We start from the raw sequence: 19,538 nt of genomic DNA on the forward strand, positions 1-19,538 counted from the left end.
CAATCTGTCGCACTTTTCTTTGAGTAGCTGTTCACAATTTTTTGCAAAGTGAGTTTATTTCAGTCCATGCTTTGTCATATTTTCTGCGTAAGCTAGAGCATGAAAAAATAAAATGCTATGGTAAAAACCATAATGATGAAAAGTGTATTAAAAATGACTCCAAAACATAAAAATCCGACTCCTAAAACAACTCAACCCTTAATTGCACTCTATTGCGGCTCCCGTTCCGGTAATAAACCCATTTATACAGAAAAAGCGATTGCTCTAGCTCAAGGTCTTGCAGATCAGGGCTTTGGACTGGTCTATGGTGGCGCAAGTATTGGCCTGATGGGGCAAGTTGCCAATGCCGTCATACAACATGGCGGTCAAACCGTCGGGGTAATTCCTGAATTTATGCTTGATTATGAAATTGCACATCATCAACTGACTGAATTGCACATCGTCAAAAATATGCATGAACGTAAGGCCATGATGGCAGAGCGTGCCAGCGCATTTGTGGCACTTCCGGGTGGCTTAGGTACTTTTGAAGAAATTTTAGAAGTAGCCACTTGGGGACAGTTAAATCAACACCAAAAACCCATGATGCTATACAACGTGAATGGCTTTTATGATGCCTTAATTGCACAGCTTGATCATGCTGTTGAGGAAGGATTTTTACCGCCGCAGCATCGGGCGAAATTGATTATTTGTAATCATGCAGACCAAATTGTGAATGCAATTAGAAATCTGAGTGCTCCAAAACACTTTGCTATTTAAATTTAAGATAGATTGAATAATATTCATAAAAGTTCAATCTATCTTCATATATAACGATATAAAAGCGAGCTCGTGCCTCTAATGCCAGTCAATTAAGAAATTGACTGGCATTTTTTATTTTAAATTCATAATTTTATTCGATACGCGGAAACGTCATCCACAACTGTTCGAGGCAAACTTACTGTGAAAAAATAAAGTTTCTGCGATTAATTGATCAATAAAAGGGATTTGACGAGTTTTGCGGTGAGGCGCACTGCGCTGCAAGATGCCTTTCTTGCGAACTCAAAATATATTTTGAGTTTCTCATTTGGGCTTATCCAAAGTAACAGATGAGCTCCAAGTATTTAATTTAAAATGATAAGACTCTGTCATGAATAACTAAAAGGCTAAGGAGTTAATTGTAAACATCCTTAACTGCTCAGCATTAAGCTTATGACTCGCTTTTTTGAGGCATCAATATACAACTAACCTGAGATAACGTTATAAAACCACGGTAAAGTGGTCGCTAAAACAATACTCATGATTAAGCCCACCATCAGCTTCATCGCATCCTTACTGACATTACGCGAAGTTCGGTACTTATTTACTTCAGCCAGATGCATGGACAGGGCAAATTCACGACCTGCCAGTAAGCCCAAGAATACCCACGTGGTACTCATAGGAATATTACTCCACTCTTTAAACACCAATAAAATGAGCGCGTAAATAAAATCGATAATGGTGGCTGAACGAATGTCGGCTACACCCGTTTTGGTGTCGATAATTCTTTGAATCGCTCCGCCACGTTGGTAAAAAATCATTCCCAATAAAATGACAAAAACCAAAATTGCAAAAATCAAAAATGCGAGCGGGACTTGACGTGGCACATAAACAAAAATATTGGCCAGATCTTGAATCAGCCATTGGCTCCATAGAAAAGCCGTGGATATCCACTGTAAGCCAATCCAAAGATGAGATGGTTTGTGATCACGTGTTTTACTAAAATAAACCGAAATGCCTTTAATCACAAAACGATAGATAATAATGGCCACCACAAATGCAACGGCATATCCCATCATCGACTTGGTCAGCATGGCTCCCAAACTGCTTGGCGAGAAAATGGTCAAAACTAAAAATGTGGTGCTGACGGGAATCCCATACTTGGTCAACAGAATCAGCAATATCGGCGGAACGATATACAGCCAAGTAATCCCCGATTCAGGAAAAGCAATGGTTTCCAGACGGCCATACGATGCGTCCCCTACTCCAGACACCCACCAACCGTAGAATAAAACTACGCTTAAAATACTGCTGGTATAGAGCCAAAGTAACCACCACGGACGATGAGCATTCGATGAAATAAAAGTACCTAAGGTTTGTGGTACATCATTTCCGACAATTGAATAGGCAGCTAAACAAAAACCAACAATCATCAAAATTTCGATTGTCATAACAACAAAACCTTTTTTCACCCATGAAGAACTCACCCAGTACGACGGATGAGCTGCGCAAGATTATGACAGTTTTGTCTCAGTTTAATCACCTTACAGTGACAAGGTTTTGTTACACGGCACAAAAAAAGAGCAACCTTGTGCTCTTTTTTTCTCACGATGGATTAGTTTAACTTCACTTGATAAATTGCAGTTGAACCACTCACTTCATTGCCCACCACCAAAAGTGGCTGTCCATTAGGAGAATCTTTCGCTGCAATAAAAATTAAACCTTCAGGTCCTAAATCCCCTTGTTTATTCGGCGCCTCAGTCATTTTCCGGTCATTAAAATATTGAACAAACTGTCCTTTTTTCGGCTGACTAATATCATAGACCATGATGCCGCTTTGACGTTCAAGCCCAATAAAGGCAAAGGTTTTATTGCCAATTTTGCCCAATGCAACACCTTCAGGTTCAGGCCCTTTGTTGTCACTACGGTCATCAAACTTGGCTTCTTCATGATTGCTATTGAAATATTGCGGCATTATTTCTGCAACTTTTGCTTCAAATTCTTTGCCTGAGTCCCAGACTATTTTTTTCGAAACGGGATCAATAATACTGAATGAACGACCGCCATAAGCATACAGTTTGTCGTAGGTCATCAGCCCATTCTGATCAAGCAGTGGTAAACCCGTCAGCGCATCTTTTTTATAACCTTGTGTCCAGCTTATGGTTAAACGACCCAATTGAGTATCAACGATTAACTCGGACAAACACGTTTCGACCTGAGGTGTATTCTGACAAAAAATGCTGGAATCTAATTTTGCACCTTTTACATTTGGCGCAATCTGACGTAAATGTGCTGCATAATCGCCATTATTTCTAAAACCTTTGCTGTTAAATAAGTGCTTTACACGAATTTCTTCGGCATAGCCGGCATTTAAATCATCCCCTTTAAAATACTGATCCGCATTAACCAGCCATTCGCGTGCATCACCCTCATTGGCGGTCACCAAATAAGTTTGACCATCGACCTGATATTGCGCAATCGCATCGGGCATATACATGCCGAAAACGCCCGACCAAGCTTGAATATTAACGCCTAAATCTTTATCGCTGGCATCAAAGGCATTTTCAGCTAAACCGTGGTCTTTATAGCCAATCGGGAAAATATCCACGACTTCATCTTTAATTAAATCAATTTTGGCAATGGCATTGTTTTCTTGCAACGTTGCCCATGCTGTTTTGCCATCGGCACTGATGGTGATGTATTCAGGTTCCAGATCTTGAGCAACCGTTGTTGTTGCAATACCTTGCCTTGTTATATTGGCATATTGCTGCGCATCAGGTCCAAAAATACGGACACCAGCATCCACCAAGCTTTGCTTTTGCGAATTCCATGCGCTAAACCCTGCTGTTTTCACTTCAGGGCGTTGGATATTACGCACATCAATAATGCTAATCGAACCTTCAGGATCAACCGCGTACCCAGCACTCGGTTCACCTTCATTGGCCACCAAAACCTTGTTGCTGTCTGGTGTAAATACCAACATATCCGGCAATGCCCCAACCTCAACCTGACTAATAAAAGTTAAATCTTTGGCATTAAAGAAAGCGACGATGCCGTTGTCCGTTTTATTCTTGGCTTGAACAGCTAAAGCGACAATGCCCTGATGCACTGCAACGCTATTTACTTCTGATTCGGCCAAATATGCACGCGCAGATAATTCCCCAATATGCACAGGTTTTTCAGGCTGTGTCATATCCAGCACATCGACCATGCCCTTTTTGGCATTCACCACAAATAGACGTTTTCTCGCAGCATCAAAAGCCGGAATTTCTGCCGCGCTAGCACCGAAAATACCAGTTTCATAACCGCCAATACGCACCAGTTCAATGCTATTCGGGGTTTTCTCCTCAACGACGGGTGGTGTCACAGTCGCTTCATTTTTCTGATCATCATTACACGCCACCATTCCCAACGAAAGTAAAGCAATCATCAGTGCCGAAAATTGTGTCTTCATCATGCTCATTCATCATTTTTCTTAAAATTTCGACCAAGTTATAAGCAACGCGTGTCAGCACCATGACGATTAGATTGCTGTTTGATTGCATTGTTATGGCAAAATGAAGACAACGATTTACTACAACAACCTTACTAGATTCATTTAAACTATTTAAAAAACCTCAGCTTCTTCAAAATATGAACGCCACGCCATCGCATCAAGCCTTACAACCTGAATTTAGACTGTTGGTCTTTTTAGTGTCGATTGGCTTTTTTATGCAGGCGCTGGATACCACCATTGTCAACACGGCTATTCCTGCTATGGCCGTTAGCTTAGGCGAAGATCCCTTACGCATGCACAGTGTCGTGGTGGCCTATGTCCTTTCTGTCGCTGCCTGTATTCCCTTAAGTGGCTGGCTCGCAGACCGTTTTGGTGTGCGTAATACTTATTTTTCATCCATTATTATTTTTACCTTGGCCTCTTTGGGCTGCGCATTTTCACAAAGTTTAGAGCAACTGTTATTTTTTCGTGTCGCTCAAGGCATTGGTGGTGCTTTATTGCTGCCTGTCGGTCGCTTGGCGATGCTGAAAGTTATTCCGCGTAGCCAATTTTTATCTGCCATGAGCCTTATGAGTCTGGCAGGTTTAGTCGGCCCACTGATTGGCCCCACTTTAGGCGGCTGGTTGGTTGAAGTTGCCACATGGCATTGGATTTTCCTGATCAATATCCCGATGGGGCTGTTGGGTGTGCTGGTCACGTTTAAAGCCATGCCCAATGTCACCGAACCCACGGTACAAAAATTTGATTTTAGCGGTTTCCTGTTGTTGGTCATTGCCATGATTGGCATGTCCTTAGGTATTGAAAGTTTTTCCAGTGAACATAGCTCCGCTTGGTTCAGCATTGTACTGGTCGTGGGAGGATTAATTGCAGCAGCCATCTATGCCTACCACGCTCACAGCCATGAACATGCCTTATTTCGGAGTAAATTATTTGAAAATAAAATTTATGCGATTGGTATTTTAGGCAATTTTTTTGCACGGTTGGGCGGCAATGCTCTGCCTTTTCTATTACCACTGATGTTGCAAGTGGCATTTGGTTTTAGTCCCTTGATTACGGGATTAATGATGATTCCTGCGGTACTCGGATCATTGGCATCAAAACCAATGATTCGCCCCATTATTCAACGCTTTGGCTATCGACGTGTGCTGTTGGTCAACACGGTTTTAGTCGGTGCTTGTATTGCCAGTCTGGCTTTAACCACGGCAGATACACCACTGTGGCTGCGCACGTTACATTTCTTTATTTTTGGCATGTTAAATTCAATGCAATTTGTCTCCATGAATACCTTAACGCTGAAAGATTTAGCTCAAGCCGATGCCAGCAGTGGCAACAGTTTTTTATCCATGATTATGATGCTGTCGATGAGTATCGGTGTGGCTTTGGCCGGTACGCTGGTCAACATTTTTACCGCATATTACGGCAGCGCACAGATCAGCCTTGCATTTCATCACACCCTGATTTGTTTAGGCTGTATTAACATTATTACCGCTTATATTTTCTGGCGTATTCCACGCGATACAGCCGTTTAAACAGATTTCAGAAACAACGTACTCTGAAGCGTCAGATCGCGTATCATATTCAGGGTTCATTATTGCACATACGGTTATGCCTAAAAAACGATTCGCCAAAAGCAGCCTACAAAAGCTTTACGCCTCTTGCGTTGGCTTGGGACTGATTTGTATTGCAATCGTGGTCTATGTTTTTGTCCTGCATCATAATCCTGCCTCAGCACAGGAATATCCGGTCAAAGGCTTTGATGTTTCACATCATCAGGGCGATATCCAGTGGAAAAAAATATCGCCCAAAGAGTTTCAATTTATCTATTTAAAAGCCACCGAAGGCGGTGATTTTAAAGATCGGAAATTTCAAGAAAACTGGCTGCAAGCCCGTGAACAGGGTTTTTTGGTTGGGGCATATCATTTTTATCGTTTATGCCGTGATGGTGAAATTCAAGCACAGAACTTTATTGCCACCGTGCCCAATAAACCCGATGCACTGCCGCCGGTGATTGATCTGGAATATGACACGAACTGCATCAATACCTATACCAAAGAACAGCTGCTAGAAGAAATTCAGCTCATGCATGATCGACTGTATCAACACTATGGCAAACAGCCGATTTTCTATATTTCCAAGTCATTTTATAACATTATTTTAGCGGGACAATTTTCTCAAACACCGCTCTGGGTACGCGAATACCAAGGCAAACCCAATTTAAAAGGCAACCCACCATGGTTATTTTGGCAACATACCAATCAAGGAAGTATTAAAGGCATTGCTAAAGTGGTCGATTTAAATGTCTTTCATGGCGATCAGTCCGACTGGATTCATTTTTTAGAAAAAAATAACATTGATACGCAAACAACTATTGAAAATTGACCTATAAAATAACCAGATCAGGCCTAAAAAAGATTCAATCTTTTCATTCAGACTGCTAAAGAGCAAAACACAATCGCAGTTTTACTCAGTCAAGCTATGTCGTATCCTCTGACTCAAGCGCTACAATGCAAAGCATGAAAATGAGATACTCAACTTAACCTTGTATTTAAAGCAGAATGTGCAACTGCATGAGAAAAATCATTCACATCGATATGGATGCCTTTTATGCATCTGTCGAACTTAAAGACCGTTCTGAATTAAAAGACCTTCCTGTGGTGATTTCCTCACACCATCCAAGAGCGGTGATTGCAGCGGCATCCTACCCTGCACGCAAGTTCGGTTTACGTTCTGCCATGTCCATGTCACAGGCCAAGAAACTGTGTCCACAAGTGCTAGTGATTGAACCCAATTTTGAAAAATATCGTGCCGTATCAACTCAAATTCATCAAATTTTTCAGCGCTACACTCACATCATCGAACCCTTATCTTTAGATGAAGCTTATTTAGATGTGACTGAAAATTTAAAAAATATTCCCAGTGCCACAGAAGTTGCCATGCAAATTCGGCACGATATTTTTCAAGTGACGGGTTTAACCGCATCTGCTGGCGTAGCACCGAATAAATTCTTAGCCAAAATTGCATCGGATTGGCATAAACCAAATGGCATCTGTGTAATTAAACCCTCACAAGTGCAAAATTTCATTCAACATTTAGCGCTGAAAAAAATCCCCGGCGTTGGTAAAGTCACGCAAGAAAAATTAAAGGCGCTGCAACTAGAAACCTTGGGTGATTTACAACAACTGGATGAAGCCATCCTGATTCAACATTTTGGCAAATATGGGCAACAACTGTATTTATATGCGCAAGGCATTGATGAACGCCCAGTACAGACTGAACGTGAACGCAGACAAATTTCAAAAGAAACCACTTTTGATGACGATCTTATTTTGACCGAATGCTATAACTATTGGCCTAAACTGATTGATCAAGTTTGGGCCAGCTTAGAGAAAAAAAAGCTTTCTGCACGTGGCGTTTCAGCCAAACTGAAACTGAAAAATTTCCAAGTTTTACAACACAGTAAAAGTTTTAAACAGCCCTTACAAAACAAACAGCAATTAGAAGATGTGTTACAACAACTGCTGATTGAAATGCGGATTTCTAAACATGCGCAATTTCGCTTAATTGGCGTTGGGGTCTACCAACTTTCTGAACAGCAAGATCAACCTCAGCTTTCACTTTGGTCAATATTTTGAATGCTTTTTAATCAAAAGAATGAAATTAGACCAATTGATTACACACAACACTTCTTTTTACGGTACTCTATCGGCGCGATGCATTTATCCATGTAGCCGCTGAGATGCTAAAAATCACCTTTACTTTTAGCATACTGTCCTGTGATTGGCGTGACGATCAAATCCGAATATTACAGGGCAACTCTGTCATGGAACCTTTCTTGCCTGCCTTCGCTAAATAGCGCTTTTAAATTGCCAACAACACCGTGGCATAAAACCATAGCCATTAATTTTGTTGCTGCTGTTGTCAATCGCTGGTACTTTCCATCACGCCTATCATCGCCTCATATCTGAAAGCTTTTATATCAATATTTTATATCCAATCGAATGACTGACCTTCTATTGAATAACTCATTTGCGACTGAATGATCCAACCCATAACCAAAGTTTGAACAAACACTTCTCCCGCAATATCACCTGAATGCTGGGTGCAATCAGTTGTTGCAATATTGCTCTTTTTGCATGGATTGCAGATCGCTTTGATCAGCAAAAAATGTGTATCATCGGTGGCTTAATGGGTGCTTTCCCTGCTTGATGGCATTGGATGCACAACACATGTGATGATGATCTTATTGGTGCTGTTTTACTGACCAAGATTGCACATGATCGGGTGTTCATTAACCCATTTTCACTTCACCGTTTGCGACTCAATACTGATACAGCGGTGCAATGGCCATGATGCCGAAAAACACAGGATTAAAATTTTATGAGCGTTCAACGTCTACATATAGAAAAGCGTTATTGCGAAGTGGCGATTTCAGGAAATTTGGTACATTTAGCCGGTCAATTGGCCAATGACACTTCACTGGATATCAAGGCACAAACGCAAGAAACGCTGGATAATATCGACCGCTTATTGGCAGATGCAGGTTCAGATAAAACCCATATTTTATCTGTAATCATTTTCTTAAAAGATATTGAACAAGACTATGCAGCAATGAATGAAATATGGGACGCTTGGGTCGCTGAAGGCCATGCCCCTGCTCGAACCTGCGTTGAATCTAAACTGTATGCTGCTGAAGTTTTAGTGGAAATGACAGTTACCGCTGTACGTATTTCAAATTAAATCGATAAAAAAATAAGCATGATAAGTCTCTTTATTCATGCTTATTCTCGTTAACCTAAAATTCGGATTTTCTTTCGCCCCAATACTGGATAAAAACTATACTTTTTTGTATGACCTTCTAATGAAGTATCTAACTGATTATAAGCAAATTTTTCAATCAGGAAATCTTGTCTCAACTGATAATACTCAGGCACATCTTCATAGCGAATCACACGATAGCCCGCCATGGCTAAAAGTGCATCTTGATATTGTGCATTCTGTCGACGCTTCAATACCATGGGATCATCCAGTGCAATAATGGCCGTTACTTGATGACTTTGATCCAGTACGACAAAATCTGCCACCATATTGCGATATTTATGCCGTGTACGAGAGTATTTAGTCGTCAATAACGCATCAAATGACACATGCGCCAAAATCGTGCTCTGTGGCAGTATTTCTTTAAGACGAGTATATGTAATTTGTTGATTAATATTAAAAATAGCCCTTTGTTTTAAAGCGCTATCTTGCTGTCTGGTACTATTTTCCAGACTTCTCCACGCCATAAACAGTACACACAGTAGGATTAAACTCCCGATAAAAATATACATCATCATGCTCTTAGTCCTTTAATTTTTTATAATCTTGTCGGTGTCACACCGATTGTTTGTTATGAAATTTAGTATACAACCACTCTTTTTATTAAATATGTCAAGTAAACAAACTGCATTTAATCATGACAAAATCATTATAAAAACAAACAAAAAATTGCACTTATTTTATATTCAGCATTGGCATCTTATTCAATCTTCATAGATGCTAAAAGGAGTGTATATCAAGCTCCAACGCTGTTTCAATAAGACTATTGGCTATTGTCCTACACTTTCCGACGAACTGTTTTTGATCCTTTATTTTCCTTATTTGCTAAAAAAGGATGCCTAAGCATCCTTCTTCCTTCACTAATCAAAATTAAGCTTTCGATTTCGGCTTCGACTTACCCTTTGGCTTGGTGCCAGAAAATGGTTTTTTTGCATCCCCCGTTTCACGTGGCGGCAAACCTGTATGCTGGGTCAAAATCTGTCCTCGTTCTGGACGTTTTTTGGTATTTGACGGACGCGATGCATTACTGGCTTGGTTGTTTCGAGCAGCATTTTCACCCGTACGTTTTTGCGAATCACCGGCAATCGTTGAGTTCTTTTTACGTGCAGATTGATACTGACCTTCCGTTGTTCCTACAGGTTGATAGGTCGGAATCAAATGTTGCTTCGAGTTACCAATTAAATCAGCACGCCCCATTTCCTTCAGCGCTTCACGAAGTAATGGCCAGTTATTTGGATCATGGTAACGTAAGAATGCTTTATGAATACGACGACGTTTATCACCTTTCACAATATCGACATTTTCGGTATAACGTGCCACTTTGGCCAGCGGGTTTTTACCGGTGTGATACATGGTGGTTGCTGTTGCCATTGGTGATGGATAGAAAGTCTGGACTTGATCCGCACGGAAACCATTCTTCTTCAACCAAATCGCCAGATTCATCATGTCATATTCGGTTGTACCGGGATGCGCTGCAATAAAGTACGGAATGAGATACTGCTCTTTTCCGGCTTCTTTACTGAAACGATCAAACATCTGTTTAAAGCGATCATAAGTGCCAATACCCGGTTTCATCATCTTCGACAATGGACCTTTTTCGGTATGTTCAGGCGCAATTTTTAAATAACCACCGACATGATGCTGAACCAATTCTTTAACATATTCAGGGTTTAACACGGCTAAGTCATAACGCAGACCAGAACCAATCAGAATCTTTTTAATACCTTTTAAAGCACGTGCTTTACGATATAACTGGGTTAACGGTGCATGATCGGTATGTAAGTTCTGACATACGCCCGGGAATACACAGGATGGTTTACGACAGTTCTTTTCAATTTCAGGATCTTTACACTGCAAACGATACATGTTTGCCGTTGGGCCACCCAAGTCTGAAATGATGCCGGTAAAACCCGGTGCGGTATCACGAATTTTTTCTACTTCGCGCAGAATCGATTCTTCAGAACGGTTCTGAATAATACGCCCTTCATGTTCGGTAATGGAACAGAAGGTACAACCACCGAAACAACCACGCATGATATTGACAGAGAACTTAATCATGTCGAATGCAGGAAAACGTGCTTCAGCATAGGCTGGATGTGGCAGACGCGCATACGGCAAGTCAAACACGTAATCCATTTCTTCTGTGGTTAACGGAATTGGTGGTGCATTGAGCCAAACATCACGTTCACCATGTTTTTGTACCATGGCACGCGCATTGCCCGGATTGGTTTCCAAATGCAAAATACGATTGGCATGTGCATACAGCACTGGATCTTCCGACACTTCTTCAAAGGCAGGTAAACGAATCACAGCCAACTCACGTGGCGGTAATTTATGTTTAATCGCTCTTGATGAAGGTTGCAGTTGCACAATTTGCGTATCAGGATCAAGTTGATCCCCTTCACGAACAATTTGATTCGTTACAATTTCTTTTTGGAAATTTTGGTACTGGGTTAAAGAATTACCCTTATCTTTTTCAATTTCACAGCCATCTAAATCCTCAGTCATCACATAAGGATTGATGATGGGATCAACACGACCAATGGCATCCACATCATTCGATGCGATTTCCACAAATTTGGCTTTAGATGGACGGTTTAATTTATTCACGATAAATGCCGTACCACGAACATCGGTAATTTCGTGGATCTTTTCACCGCGTGCTAAACGATGCATGACTTCAGTAATTGAACGCTCACCGTTACCGTACATCAATAAATCTGCTTTTGAGTCCATCAATACTGAACGACGGACTTTGTCTGACCAATAGTCATAATGTGCAATACGACGTAAAGAAGCTTCAATCCCACCCAACAAAACAGGCACATCTGGATAAGCTTCACGCACACGTTGGCAATACACCGTTGCTGCGCGGTCTGGACGTTTATTCGGTTGATTATCAGGTGAATAAGCATCATCAGAACGGATTTTACGGTCAGCCGTATAACGGTTGATCATCGAATCCATATTACCTGCGGTCACACCCCAAGCGATATTTGGCTTACCCAAAACACGGAATGCCTCAGCATTGGTCCAATCCGGTTGCGCAATAATGCCGACACGGAAACCTTGTGCTTCTAAAGTACGACCAATAATGCCCGAACAAAAGGATGGATGGTCGATATAAGCATCGCCACAAACCAAAATAAAGTCACAACTATCCCAACCGAGTTGATCCATTTCCTCGCGTGACATCGGCAAAAATGGTGCGGGTTCAAAACACGACGCCCAATATTTGTCGTAATCAAACAACGCAGTAGGCGCTGTTTGAGCAGTATAAGCAGTAGACATGGTTATTTATCTCGATTGGCAGATGGCGATCGGGAGAGATCTAAGATGAAAGCCGATCATTTTACCATGAATTCCACTCATCTTCTTGATTAAAAAACATACATAAACAGTGGTTTAAATTTTTAATTTTCTAGTAAATAGAAAGATCATCGATGATGCCACTGCAAGATAAAAATACCCCCAACATCAACACAGTACTCATAAACAAGCTTCAATAGTGAAAAATCCATTTATCATGATTATTATTGGCTAAAACACTGGCCACTGCCTTACTGCCAATATTGAACGTATGGATATTTATAAGCTTTCTACTTATTTTCAGCAAGGCAATTCCATTGAGTATATCCAACAACAGCTAGAGATTAACCCTGATTTTATTCAGCGCTATCTTTTTGTTTCAAGTATTTTAAATTTGATTGAAGAAATTTCGGCACGTAAAACACAGCAATATTTAAATCAAAATATCGACAGTAAAAACTTAGAAAATCTATCAAATGTACGGAACTTTTTCAGCAGATTACGCAAAAAACTCAGCATTTAAGGACAGTTGATTTAATGATTTTACAACACTATAAAATCGTGTTTGCAGGAACAATGGGTGCCGGTAAAAGTGCTGCAATTCAGGCAATATCAGATATTAACGTTCTGAGCACAGAAGCCTTAAACACTGATACAAAGGCTCACCATAAAGCCTTAACCACAGTCGGTATCGATTATGGTGAAATTACCTTAGAAGATGACCTTAAAGTAGGACTTTATGGCACACCGGGACAAGAACGTTTTAATTTCATTTGGTCAGTGATCTGTAAAGGAGCATTGGGTACGATTATTCTGATTGATCATAGTGTCCATAATCCAATTCAACAACTCAATGAATACTTAGAAAGCTTTAAGCAGATGAGTAACAATATTGTGATTGGTATCACTCATATTGATGCAAAGACAGAAAATACCACCGCGATCTATCGAAATTGGGCTGCACAACAATCTACCACCTATCCGCTTTTCTTTATTGATGCTCGTGTAAAGGATGATGTACTTTTACTACTTGAAGCCCTCATTGCAAATGCCGAAATCCAAATCACACATTAACTTCAGACTTATTCTATGCTCCAACAACGCTCCGCACCCGACTCACTGATTCACACAGCACAACAACAAATTAAAGAAATTTTGACCAATGTCTCTGGCGTTGAATATGTCATGATTTGTTCATCAGATGGTTTTGAACTCACTTCTGCTTATAAAAAAAATGTGACAAATACAGGGAAATTAGCGGCTGTCAGCAGCTCAATTCTCGCTATGGTGCAAGCTTTCTTGAGTGAAATTAATCTGCATGGCTGTCAAAGTATTACCTTAGAGGCTGAAAATGGTAAAGCTTTCCTCAGTGCTGTGCCCAATAAGAACTACCCGATGCTGATTGTTGCCTTAACCTCTCAGGAGGTTTTACTTGGCCAGCTGCTTTTTTCGCTTAAAAGATGTTCTGGAAATATTGTACAAGCGGATGCGCACTACACATCTTAATCGTAGCGTGTATAAAGGCTCTATTTAGTTTCATTTATTTTGAATTCATGGTCTATTTTTAATTTTTTTAAATTTCGCACGCATAAAAAAACACCCCAACGATTGGTTGGGGTGTTTTTAGTAATAATGAGCTGGCGATGACTTACTCTCACATGGGTAACCCCACACTACCATCAGCGCGAAGAGGTTTCACTTCTGAGTTCGGGAAGGGATCAGGTGGTTCACTCTTGCTATTGTCGCCAGCACAACTGTTTATGGACTTTTTCGGGTCTTATTTACGCTGTTTATTTCGTATGCCTTACTTTGTACCAAATGAGTTATTAACAGATTATGCTAAATTTGAGTTGGTATTGTAACTAGCTTTTAAACTAAATCAAGTATTTTGTATCGAATTAGATGAGCAATACAACTGTTTGGGTGTTGTATAGTCAAGCCTCACGAGCAATTAGTATTGGTCAGCTTCATGCATCACTGCACTTCCACATCCAACCTATCAACGTCGTAGTCTTCAACGGCTCTTTAGAGGACATAAAGTCCTTGGGAAATCTTATCTTGAGGTAGGCTTCCCGCTTAGATGCTTTCAGCGGTTATCCCTTCCGAACATAGCTACCCGGCGATGCGACTGGCGTCACAACCGGTACACCAGAGGTTCGTCCACTCTGGTCCTCTCGTACTAGGAGCAGATCCTCTCAAATTTCCAACGCCCACGGTAGATAGGGACCGAACTGTCTCACGACGTTCTAAACCCAGCTCGCGTACCTCTTTAAATGGCGAACAGCCATACCCTTGGGACCTGCTTCAGCCCCAGGATGAGATGAGCCGACATCGAGGTGCCAAACACCGCCGTCGATATGAACTCTTGGGCGGTATCAGCCTGTTATCCCCAGAGTACCTTTTATCCGTTGAGCGATGGCCCTTCCATACAGAACCACCGGATCACTAAGACCTACTTTCGTACCTGCTCGACTTGTGGGTCTCGCAGTTAAGCGCGCTTTTGCCTTTATACTCTACGCGTGATTTCCGACCACGCTGAGCGCACCTTCGTACTCCTCCGTTACTCTTTAGGAGGAGACCGCCCCAGTCAAACTACCCACCAGACATGGTCCTCGCTCCAGATAATGGAGCAGAGTTAGAACCTCAATATTACCAGGGTGGTATTTCAAGATTGGCTCCACTCGAACTAGCGTCCGAGTTTCAAAGCCTCCCACCTATCCTACACAAGTAAGATCAAAGTTCAATGTCAAGCTGCAGTAAAGGTTCACGGGGTCTTTCCGTCTAGCCGCGGGTACACCGCATCTTCACGGCGAATTCGATTTCACTGAGTCTCTGCTGGAGACAGCGCCCCCATCATTATGCCATTCGTGCAGGTCGGAACTTACCCGACAAGGAATTTCGCTACCTTAGGACCGTTATAGTTACGGCCGCCGTTTACTGGGGCTTCGATCAAGAGCTTCGCTTACGCTAACCCCATCAATTAACCTTCCAGCACCGGGCAGGCATCACACCCTATACGTCCACTTTCGTGTTTGCAGAGTGCTATGTTTTTAATAAACAGTTGCAGGGGCCTGGTTTCTGTGGCTGCCAACCGCTCAGGGAGTAAATCCCATCACCGTCGGCAGCGTACCTTCTCCCGAAGTTACGGTACCATTTTGCCTAGTTCCTTCAGCAGAGTTCTCTCAAGCGCTTTGGTCTACTCGACCTGACCACCTGTGTCGGTTTCGGGTACGATTCCTGTGTAACTGAAGCTTAGAGACTTTTCCTGGAAGCATGGTATCAGCCACTTCACTGTACAAGTACAGCTTGCTATCAGTTCTCAGCATAGAGTACCCCGGATTTGCCTAAGATACATGCCTACAACCTTTCACCTGGACAACCAACGCCAGGCTGACTTAACCTTCTCCGTCCTCTCATCGCATTACACAGAAGTATTGGAATATTAACCAATTTCCCATCGACTACGCCTCTCGGCCTCGCCTTAGGGGTCGACTCACCCAGCCCCGATTAACGTTGGACTGGAACCCTTGGTCTTTCAGCGTGCGAGTTTTTCACTCGCATTGTCGTTACTCACGTCAGCATTCGCACTTCTGATACCTCCAGCAGACTTCTCAATCCACCTTCATCGGCTTACAGAACGCTCCCCTACCACTTGCAATAAATTGCAAATCCGCAGCTTCGGCATATAGTTTTAGCCCCGTTACATCTTCCGCGCAGGCCGACTCGACTAGTGAGCTATTACGCTTTCTTTAAAGGGTGGCTGCTTCTAAGCCAACCTCCTAGCTGTCTATGCCTTCCCACATCGTTTCCCACTTAACTATAATTTTGGGGCCTTAGCTGGCGGTCTGGATTGTTTTCCTCTTGACTACGGACGTTAGCACCCGCAGTCTGTCTCCCGGATAGTACTCATTGGTATTCGGAGTTTGCATCGGTTTGGTAAGTCGGGATGACCCCCTAGCCGAAACAGTGCTCTACCCCCAATGGTATTCGTCCGAGGCGCTACCTAAATAGCTTTCGGGGAGAACCAGCTATCACCAAGTTTGATTAGCCTTTCACCCCTATCCACAAGTCATCCCCTGGCTTTTCAACGACAGTGGGTTCGGTCCTCCAGTTAGTGTTACCCAACCTTCAACCTGCTCATGGATAGATCACCTGGTTTCGGGTCTATACCCAGCAACTAATTCGCCCTATTAAGACTCGATTTCTCTACGGCTCCCCTATTCGGTTAACCTCGCTACTGAATATAAGTCGCTGACCCATTATACAAAAGGTACGCAGTCACCGGACGCAATGCCGGCTCCCACTGCTTGTATGCATGCGGTTTCAGGATCTATTTCACTCCCCTCACAGGGGTTCTTTTCGCCTTTCCCTCACGGTACTGGTTCACTATCGGTCAGTCAGGAGTATTTAGCCTTGGAGGATGGTCCCCCCATATTCAGACAAGGTTTCACGTGCCTCGCCCTACTCGACATCATTATCTAAGCCCTTTCGTGTACAGGACTATCACCCACTATGGTTGCACTTCCCAGAGCATTCCACTAGAACTTAGATAACTTAATGGGCTTTTCCCCGTTCGCTCGCCGCTACTAAGGGAATCTCAATTGATTTCTTTTCCTAAGGGTACTGAGATGTTTCACTTCCCCTCGTTCGCTTCGCATGACTATGTATTCATCATGCGATACCTACCTTATGGTAAGTGGGTTTCCCCATTCAGAAATCTCCGGATCACAGGATATTTGCCGCCTCCCCGGAGCTTTTCGCAGGCTATTACGTCTTTCATCGCCTCTGACTGCCAAGGCATCCACCACATGCACTTAATTACTTGACTATACAACCCCAAACAGTCGTTTCAACACTACAAGTTAATGTTGATGACCTTGCTTCGAGTTTTGTGGATTTAACCACAGTACAGCTTCAATCTAGTTCGTTTTCCAAAACGCTTGATTCAGTTAATCGCTAGTGCTCAGTTCTTTATTTTCATTTCTTCGTAACACTTGCGTGATACAAATTAATGTCAATTCAGTTCTGAGTTTAAACAATTTATTTCAACTCAAATTTATAATCTGTTAATGATTAACTACGTCTTCGTCAGATCGTAGGTAACTGTGATAAATCACAGAATTTAATAAACTAAAAACTTAATTAAGTTTTTATATTCACTAAATTCTGTAATCACCTAGCTTTATATATGGTGGAGACTAACGGAGTCGAACCGTTGACCTCCTGCGTGCAAAGCAGGCGCTCTACCAACTAAGCTAAGTCCCCAGCTTATCATTAGATTCGATATATCTTCTTCTCTGTCTCTCAATGAATTTCTTCATCTTCGTTCGTTAGATTGGTGGGTCTGACAAGATTTGAACTTGTGACCCCACGCTTATCAAGCGTGTGCTCTAACCAACTGAGCTACAGACCCTCAGATACATCTTCATGAAGAACAACTTGTTGTGGATTCTTACCGATCGTCAATCTTTCGTTAAGGAGGTGATCCAGCCGCAGGTTCCCCTACGGCTACCTTGTTACGACTTCACCCCAGTCATCGGCCACACCGTGGTAAGCGTCCTCCTTACGGTTAGACTACCTACTTCTGGTGCAACAAACTCCCATGGTGTGACGGGCGGTGTGTACAAGGCCCGGGAACGTATTCACCGCGGCATTCTGATCCGCGATTACTAGCGATTCCGACTTCATGGAGTCGAGTTGCAGACTCCAATCCGGACTACGATCGGCTTTTTGAGATTAGCATCCTATCGCTAGGTAGCAACCCTTTGTACCGACCATTGTAGCACGTGTGTAGCCCTGGTCGTAAGGGCCATGATGACTTGACGTCGTCCCCGCCTTCCTCCAGTTTGTCACTGGCAGTATCCTTAAAGTTCCCGGCTTAACCCGCTGGCAAATAAGGAAAAGGGTTGCGCTCGTTGCGGGACTTAACCCAACATCTCACGACACGAGCTGACGACAGCCATGCAGCACCTGTATGTAAGCTCCCGAAGGCACCAATCCATCTCTGGAAAGTTCTTACTATGTCAAGACCAGGTAAGGTTCTTCGCGTTGCATCGAATTAAACCACATGCTCCACCGCTTGTGCGGGCCCCCGTCAATTCATTTGAGTTTTAGTCTTGCGACCGTACTCCCCAGGCGGTCTACTTATCGCGTTAGCTGCGCCACTAAAGCCTCAAAGGCCCCAACGGCTAGTAGACATCGTTTACGGCATGGACTACCAGGGTATCTAATCCTGTTTGCTCCCCATGCTTTCGTACCTCAGTGTCAGTATTAGGCCAGATGGCTGCCTTCGCCATCGGTATTCCTCCAGATCTCTACGCATTTCACCGCTACACCTGGAATTCTACCATCCTCTCCCATACTCTAGTCTCCCAGTATCGAATGCAATTCCTAAGTTAAGCTCAGGGATTTCACATCCGACTTAAAAGACCACCTACGCACGCTTTACGCCCAGTAAATCCGATTAACGCTTGCACCCTCTGTATTACCGCGGCTGCTGGCACAGAGTTAGCCGGTGCTTATTCTGCGAGTAACGTCCAAGCATCTAGAGTATTAGTCTAGAGCTCCTCCTCCTCGCTTAAAGTGCTTTACAACCAAAAGGCCTTCTTCACACACGCGGCATGGCTGGATCAGGGTTCCCCCCATTGTCCAATATTCCCCACTGCTGCCTCCCGTAGGAGTCTGGGCCGTGTCTCAGTCCCAGTGTGGCGGATCATCCTCTCAGACCCGCTACAGATCGTCGCCTTGGTAGGCCTTTACCCCACCAACTAGCTAATCCGACTTAGGCTCATCTATTAGCGCAAGGTCCGAAGATCCCCTGCTTTCCCCCGTAGGGCGTATGCGGTATTAGCATTCCTTTCGAAATGTTGTCCCCCACTAATAGGCAGATTCCTAAGCATTACTCACCCGTCCGCCGCTAAGATAAGGTGCAAGCACCTCATCTCCGCTCGACTTGCATGTGTTAAGCCTGCCGCCAGCGTTCAATCTGAGCCATGATCAAACTCTTCAGTTTAAAATCAGTAGTAGCTTAAAGGCTACCAATCTTGGCTCATCAATTTTCTGACAAATATTTCTCAAATAAACTTCGAGTAATTTCTACCATCAATCAATGAAAATAATTTCGATCAATCAACCAGTAAAAATCCACACAAGTTGTTCTTCATAATCTCTTAATGATCTTCTT

At 42.8% G+C, this 19,538-nt stretch carries 13 protein-coding genes, 2 tRNA genes and 3 rRNA genes; 9 read left to right on the forward strand and 9 right to left on the reverse strand.

The window, feature by feature from the left end; genetic code table 11:
- The first annotated feature begins 135 nt into the window (after window positions 1-135).
- Window positions 136-756: an LOG family protein gene (locus F994_RS09460; RefSeq protein ID WP_034696997.1), complete on the forward strand. Its 621-nt coding sequence runs from the start codon at window positions 136-138 to the stop codon at window positions 754-756.
- 464 nt (window positions 757-1,220) lie between these two features.
- Here the strand turns inward: F994_RS09460 and F994_RS09465 are convergent, their stop codons facing one another.
- Window positions 1,221-2,186 (reverse strand): hypothetical protein, encoded by a 966-nt coding sequence (locus tag F994_RS09465; RefSeq protein WP_004650102.1) that lies wholly within the window; start codon window positions 2,184-2,186, stop codon window positions 1,221-1,223.
- A 164-nt stretch (window positions 2,187-2,350) separates the two neighbouring features.
- Entirely contained in the window at window positions 2,351-4,189 is a 1,839-nt protein-coding gene (locus F994_RS09470; protein ID WP_004650103.1) for a choice-of-anchor I family protein, read from the reverse strand.
- Between the two features lie 179 nt (window positions 4,190-4,368).
- Here F994_RS09470 and mdtD point away from each other — a divergent pair, with 179 nt between their 5' ends.
- The 5 genes from mdtD (at window position 4,369) to F994_RS09490 (ending at window position 8,968) form a co-directional block, all read left to right on the forward strand.
- On the forward strand, window positions 4,369-5,760 hold the full coding sequence (gene mdtD / locus F994_RS09475; RefSeq protein WP_004650104.1) for a multidrug transporter subunit MdtD: 1,392 nt from the start codon (window positions 4,369-4,371) through the stop codon (window positions 5,758-5,760).
- A gap of 76 nt (window positions 5,761-5,836) precedes the next feature.
- Window positions 5,837-6,610: a glycoside hydrolase family 25 protein gene (locus F994_RS09480; protein ID WP_004650105.1), complete on the forward strand. Its 774-nt coding sequence runs from the start codon at window positions 5,837-5,839 to the stop codon at window positions 6,608-6,610.
- A 188-nt stretch (window positions 6,611-6,798) separates the two neighbouring features.
- Window positions 6,799-7,863, forward strand: coding sequence for a DNA polymerase IV (gene dinB, locus F994_RS09485; RefSeq protein ID WP_004650106.1), 1,065 nt, complete (start codon window positions 6,799-6,801; stop codon window positions 7,861-7,863).
- Between the two features lie 583 nt (window positions 7,864-8,446).
- Window positions 8,447-8,581 carry a hypothetical protein gene (locus tag F994_RS17955; protein ID WP_265586616.1) on the forward strand — a complete coding sequence of 45 codons (135 nt, stop codon included), beginning with the start codon at window positions 8,447-8,449 and terminating at the stop codon, window positions 8,579-8,581.
- Between the two features lie 27 nt (window positions 8,582-8,608).
- Window positions 8,609-8,968, forward strand: coding sequence for a RidA family protein (locus F994_RS09490; protein WP_004650107.1), 360 nt, complete (start codon window positions 8,609-8,611; stop codon window positions 8,966-8,968).
- A gap of 50 nt (window positions 8,969-9,018) precedes the next feature.
- Here F994_RS09490 and F994_RS09495 read toward each other — a convergent pair whose 3' ends face one another.
- Together F994_RS09495 and F994_RS09500 are read right to left on the reverse strand one after the other, a co-directional pair.
- Entirely contained in the window at window positions 9,019-9,564 is a 546-nt protein-coding gene (locus F994_RS09495) for a DUF2726 domain-containing protein (RefSeq protein WP_004650108.1), read from the reverse strand.
- A 352-nt stretch (window positions 9,565-9,916) separates the two neighbouring features.
- Window positions 9,917-12,337: a YgiQ family radical SAM protein gene (locus tag F994_RS09500; protein ID WP_004650109.1), complete on the reverse strand. Its 2,421-nt coding sequence runs from the start codon at window positions 12,335-12,337 to the stop codon at window positions 9,917-9,919.
- 289 nt (window positions 12,338-12,626) lie between these two features.
- On the opposite strand from F994_RS09500, the gene F994_RS09505 reads away from it, so the two are divergent.
- Genes F994_RS09505 through F994_RS09515 form a run of 3 tightly spaced genes read left to right on the forward strand, consistent with a single transcriptional unit; the run spans window position 12,627 to window position 13,861 of the window.
- A complete protein-coding gene (locus F994_RS09505; protein ID WP_004650110.1) occupies window positions 12,627-12,878 on the forward strand; it encodes a hypothetical protein in 252 nt (83 codons plus the stop codon).
- Window positions 12,879-12,892: 14 nt separating this feature from the next.
- The gene (locus F994_RS09510) at window positions 12,893-13,429 is read left to right on the forward strand and encodes a GTP-binding protein (protein ID WP_004650111.1); all 537 of its coding nucleotides are present in this window, start codon (window positions 12,893-12,895) and stop codon (window positions 13,427-13,429) included.
- 15 nt (window positions 13,430-13,444) lie between these two features.
- Entirely contained in the window at window positions 13,445-13,861 is a 417-nt protein-coding gene (locus F994_RS09515; protein WP_004650113.1) for a roadblock/LC7 domain-containing protein, read from the forward strand.
- Between the two features lie 129 nt (window positions 13,862-13,990).
- Here the strand turns inward: F994_RS09515 and rrf are convergent.
- The 5 genes from rrf to F994_RS09540 all read right to left on the reverse strand — a co-directional run bounded on the left by rrf (window position 13,991) and on the right by F994_RS09540 (window position 19,367).
- A 5S ribosomal RNA gene (gene rrf / locus F994_RS09520) occupies window positions 13,991-14,105 on the reverse strand.
- 180 nt (window positions 14,106-14,285) lie between these two features.
- Window positions 14,286-17,183 (reverse strand): 23S ribosomal RNA (locus tag F994_RS09525).
- 361 nt (window positions 17,184-17,544) lie between these two features.
- Window positions 17,545-17,620: transfer RNA gene (locus F994_RS09530), tRNA-Ala, on the reverse strand.
- 71 nt (window positions 17,621-17,691) lie between these two features.
- Window positions 17,692-17,768: transfer RNA gene (locus F994_RS09535), tRNA-Ile, on the reverse strand.
- Between the two features lie 61 nt (window positions 17,769-17,829).
- Window positions 17,830-19,367: ribosomal RNA gene (locus F994_RS09540) — 16S ribosomal RNA — on the reverse strand.
- The 16S, 23S and 5S rRNA genes sit together here with 2 tRNA genes alongside, the layout of an rRNA operon.
- Window positions 19,368-19,538 lie beyond the last annotated feature (171 nt).

This window comes from Acinetobacter bohemicus ANC 3994 (genome assembly GCF_000367925.1).
GTDB lineage: Bacteria > Pseudomonadota > Gammaproteobacteria > Pseudomonadales > Moraxellaceae > Acinetobacter > Acinetobacter bohemicus.